We start from the raw sequence: 5,114 nt of genomic DNA, 5'->3' as shown, positions 1-5,114 counted from the left end.
TAGCCCTGCCGCAGGCGCAACACAGGGCTACATACGCCTACTTGCATACCGTTATAGCCAATGCTAAAAAGACACCGTAACATGACAACAGACAAAGTAATAAAGACTGAAATATGCCAATGAACGAACAGGAGACCCGTTATCACTTAATAGACCCAGTATTAAGTGCTAAAGGGTATGACGATATAACAAAGCTTAAATGCGAAACACCTGCTCCTGTTGAGCCGACTGGACCGAAAGGACGTAGAAAAAAAGGTTCAGGACGGACGGACTATTTGCTTTGTGTGAAGGCTGGCACAATGCCTAAACCTTTGCCTGTTGCTGTATTGGAAGCAAAGAAAGAAGATGAAGACCCATTGAAGGGTATGCAGCAAGCAAAGAAATATTCGGAGTGCGAAAGATTTGAAGTGAAATATGTTTTTGCCAGCAACGGACATCTTTATGGCGAGTATGACCACTTCACCAAAATGCAAGCGGGGACTTTTCCACTGAAAGACTTTATTACACATGACGACCTTACAGCCCGATATGCAAAAGACACAGGCATAGACCTTGGCACACCCGAAGCACAGATTTTATTCATGCCCGACAGTCCGCCATGGAACAGATACCGCTACTATCAGGATGCTGCTATTCGTGCGGCTTTTGAAAAAATAATTCTGCAAATCCAAAATGGTAAAGACCCAAGAGTGTTGCTTTCATTGGCGACAGGTGCAGGGAAAACCATTATCGCCACAAACCTTCTTTGGCGACTGAATGAAGCAGGACAACTACCAAAACCTGCCTTGTTCCTATGCGACAGAGACGAATTGCGGACACAAGCCTATGAAAAACTAAGTGCTGCCTTTGACGACAATGTGCGGATAGTAAAAACCGAAAAAGGCGAAAACGCTGCAAAGAATGCCCGCATTCATATTGCCACCTATCAAACATTGGGTTTAGATGATGAAACACCAGATGACAAAATTGCAAGTTTTCTTTCTGAACATTATCCTGAAAACTCTTTCAGCATTATCATCATTGATGAGTGCCACCGTTCCGCTTGGGGCAAGTGGAGTGAAGTATTGAAACGCAATCCCAAAGCCATTCATTTAGGATTGACTGCCACACCACGAAAACTGGTATCAAGAAAAGAACTGCCACCGGAGGAAATGGAAATTTCCGCCAACAACTTCAATTACTTTGGCGAGCCTGTTTACGAATACACTTTAGCACAAGCACAGGAAGACGGTTATCTGGCTGCTTGCGAAATTGTAAAACGCAAAGCCGACATTGACAACCGTGTATTTACCAAACAGGAAATACTGGCAGCAAAAGTCACTAACATCAAAACAGGACAGCCATTAACAGAAGCCGACCTGACCAAAGACACTTATACAGGAAAAGATTTTGATGATGAGGTTTTCATTGAAATGCGAACCCCTGCCATGTGTGCCGACTTGTTTCAGCAGTTGATTGAAAACGGTGGACCCGAACAGAAAGTAATCATCTTCTGTAACCGTGAAATTCATGCTGACCGAGTGGTGATGTACATGAATAATCTTTACAGCAAATGGTGCAAAGAAAATAATCAGGTTATCAAAGACGATTATGCTTTTAAATGCATGGGCGGCACTAACAACGGTGCTGACAAAATAGAACCCATGCGAGGTTCAGGGCAAAGAGCATTTATTGCCTGCACGGTGGACTTGCTGGAAGCAGGTGTGGACATAGAACGGCTGAATGCCGTGGTGTTTTTCCGCTATCTGAAATCTGCCATTAAGTTTTACCAAATGGTGGGGCGTGGTACACGCATACACGAAGAAACCGAGAAATACAAATTTTGGCTTTACGATTACACAGGTGTTACGGACCTGTTCGGAACGGAATTTATCTCCAAGCCACGCAAACCAAAAGACGGTGGTGGCAATGGCGGAGGCGGTGATGATGGAGGCGACACAGGCGGTGGCGGTGGCGAAGCACCTGCCATTGGCGAAGTGCGTGGACATGCCGTAAAAATTACTCCGCAAGGGCGGTTTATATTGGGCAGCCGTGACGGGAAAGAAATTGCTATACCTGTTGACGAATACCGCAAAGAAATTATTCAGCGAGTATTGAGCGAAGCACATAACCTTGACGAGTTCCGACAACTTTGGATTGAAACACAAAAACGGAAATCATTAATCAATCATATTCTGGAAGCCAACTTTTCACCCGAAGTGATAAAGGAAATTGACAAGATGAACGATTACGATATGTTTGACTTTTTCGGGCATTTGGGCTACAAAGCCAAAGCACTGAAACGCACAGAAAGAGGTTCCCATTACATAGCCGAAAACCAAACTTGGTTTGATGGCATTGATAAAAATGCAGCTACAGTGCTGAAAGCATTTGGCTACCAGTTTTCATTAGACGGTACAGACTCTTTGGAAACACCTGCCCTATGGCAAGTACCCGAAATAAAAGCCGCAGGAGGCATTAACGCTTTGAGAATATTGGGTACTCCCAATGATGTAATTATGGACGCTAAAGGAAGATTATTTAGAGCATGAACACAATTAAATTAGGCGATATAGCGAAACTTATATCAAAAGGTACTACTCCAACTTCTGTCGGACTAACATTTGCTCCAACAGGCTTACCTTTCTTGAGGGGGGAAGATATTCAAGGAAATGCCGTTGATTTTTCAAAAGTTAGAATGTTCATTTCTGAAAGTTCAAGTTCAAAACTTAGTAGGTCTGAATTGCAAAAAGGTGATGTACTAATAACAATTGCTGGTACTATTGGTAGAGTTGGATATATTGACAAAGATGTTAAAGCTAACTGCAATCAAGCTGTTGCTTTTGTAAGGCTTAATTTAGATGAAGTTGACCCATTGTGGCTGTGTTTCACTCTTCAGTCTAAAAAATATCAACAATACTTTTTAGATTTTATAGTAGGAGGTGCAATTCCAAACATTAATCTACACCAAATCTCATCAATTGAAATACCGGATATTCCAATTGAACAGCAAAGAATTATTGCGAAGAATATTACAGCACAACTTCTTGAAATAGAAAAAATTAAAACGGCAATAAATTCTTCATTAAATGACTTGGCAATTCTAAATGAAAGAGTATTTGAGCAGTCCCACAACCTTTAAAAGAATTTTGAATTGAAAGCAAAAAGAGGAAATAATAAATCAAAAAAAGTAATAGGCTCTACACAGTCTTTGTCATCGTATGTAAAGTCTATATGTGATGTAATGCGTAGAAGCAACTGTGCCAGTGCATTGCAATATGTACCCGAACTCACCTGGATTTTGTTTTTACGCATATTGGATGCACAGGAACAAAAAGGACGGGAAGAAGCCGAAGCATTGGGCAATAGCTACATGCCTGCCTTGGTAAGTCCTTTCCGTTGGCAAGATTGGGCAGCACCTTATAGCGATAAACCCGACCACCCCAAAACATCAGACGGAAAACCACAAGGCTGGAAACGGCAGGAACTTTTCGCCAAAGGCGACAAGAAACTGTTTGATTTCATCAACAATGAATTATTGCCCCACCTGCACGGCTTGGATATTGACAAAACAACGGAGCAACCCAACCCACACGCCACACCCAAGCAACGCATCATCGGTCGCATCATGACAGCCGTTGAACGGGTTCGGGTGGACAGCGAAACCAATCTGCGGGATATTTTGGATAAAGTACATCAACTGCATACAGACAATGTGGACGACACGCATTTTTTCACCTTGTCGCAAGTGTATGAAGATTTACTCCTGAAAATGGGTGAAAAGAACAGCGATGGCGGACAGTTTTTTACACCCCGTGAAGTTATCCGAGCAATGGTGCTAACGGTAAACCCCGAAGCGGGCAAAACCATTTTTGACCCCTGTTGCGGAACTGGCGGATTTTTGGCAGTGGCTTATGAATTTCTCAATCAGAAATTCGGGAAGCAAATTTCGAGTACCGACATAGATACGCTGAAACATGATACATTTTTTGGCAAGGAAAAAGAGAACTTGGTATTCCCTATTGCCTTGGCAAACCTTGTGCTCCATGGCATTGACCAACCTAACATTTGGCACGGTAACACCTTAACCAATCGGGCTACTTATGGGGCATTATTTGAAAATGCACCTTCAACTTTTGACTATATTTTTACCAATCCACCTTTTGGAGGCAAAGAAGGGAAAGACGCACAAAAAAGATATGCGTTTGAGACAAGCTCAACGCAGGTGCTTTTCATGCAAGACATCATTGCTCAATTATCAAAAGACGGTACTTGTGCAATCGTATTGGATGAAGGTCTGTTGTTCCGCACCAATGAAAGTTCATTCGTTGAAACTAAACGCAAACTGGTTGACGAGTGCAATGTTTGGGCAATCATCAGTATGCCGGGCGGAGTTTTCTCCACAGCAGGTGCAGGCGTTAAAACTAATTTGGTGTTTTTCACCAAAGGCAAAAAGACAGAAAAGATTTGGTACTACGACCTTACACAGGTGAAAGTCGGCAAGAAAACCCCGATGACACTGGCACATTTTGGCTATGACAAAGACGGCAACATCATTGACGACAGTAAACTCCCTGCGACACTTACAAGCGAATGGCTGGAAGATGAAAATGTAAAAGACGAGCCATTCCCGACCTATGCAAAAATGTTAGCGACCAAAGGAGAAAGCCGCTACTCATGGTCAGTGGACTTTGCAGCACGCAGAGCCGAAGCATGGGAAATGATGCAACCTTACAAGGAGAGAGTAGCCGAACTGAGAGAAGAAAACATTCCGCTAAAAGAGCAACTGAAAGTTCACAAGAAAGAGAAAAAAGACAAAGAAGAAATTGAAGCACTGGAAGAAAAAATCAGTGCCATTGAAAAAGAAATCAAAGAACAGGAAGCCATCATTTCTGACATTGACGCCAAAGTGTTTGACCTGAAAGCTGTAAATCCCAATGCAGTTGTAAAGGTGGACACACGGACAACCATAGAAGTAATTGAGAACATTGAAACACAAAGCAAAATAGTAAAAGACGCTATGAGCAAATTGAAAATGCTACTTAACCAGACAGTAAAAACCGAGACAACATGACAAGAAGCACTGGCTATAACATATAGGGATTAAACGAAGCTATGCTTTGATTTAATCCTGT

The 5,114-nt window shown here is 42.4% G+C and carries 3 protein-coding genes; all 3 read left to right on the top strand.

The genetic code is table 11. The features are described from left to right. Window positions 1–113: 113 nt before the first annotated feature. Genes LC115_04900 through LC115_04890 form a run of 3 tightly spaced genes read left to right on the top strand, consistent with a single transcriptional unit; the run spans window position 114 to window position 5,053 of the window. The gene (locus tag LC115_04900) at window positions 114–2,531 is read left to right on the top strand and encodes a DEAD/DEAH box helicase family protein (GenBank protein MCZ2356019.1); all 2,418 of its coding nucleotides are present in this window, start codon (window positions 114–116) and stop codon (window positions 2,529–2,531) included. Beyond that, complete coding sequence (locus LC115_04895) at window positions 2,528–3,121, top strand: restriction endonuclease subunit S (GenBank protein MCZ2356018.1); 594 nt, start codon at window positions 2,528–2,530, stop codon at window positions 3,119–3,121. Before LC115_04900 ends, LC115_04895 begins: the two co-directional genes overlap by 4 nt. Window positions 3,122–3,133: 12 nt before the next feature. Beyond that, window positions 3,134–5,053: a type I restriction-modification system subunit M gene (locus LC115_04890; GenBank protein MCZ2356017.1), complete on the top strand. Its 1,920-nt coding sequence runs from the start codon at window positions 3,134–3,136 to the stop codon at window positions 5,051–5,053. The last annotated feature ends 61 nt before the right edge of the window (window positions 5,054–5,114 follow it).

Source organism: Bacteroidia bacterium (genome assembly GCA_026932145.1).
Lineage (GTDB): Bacteria > Bacteroidota > Bacteroidia > J057 > JAIXKT01 > JAIXKT01.
Note: the sequence above shows the minus strand (reverse complement) of the source record. Positions and strands in the feature narration are given on the sequence as shown.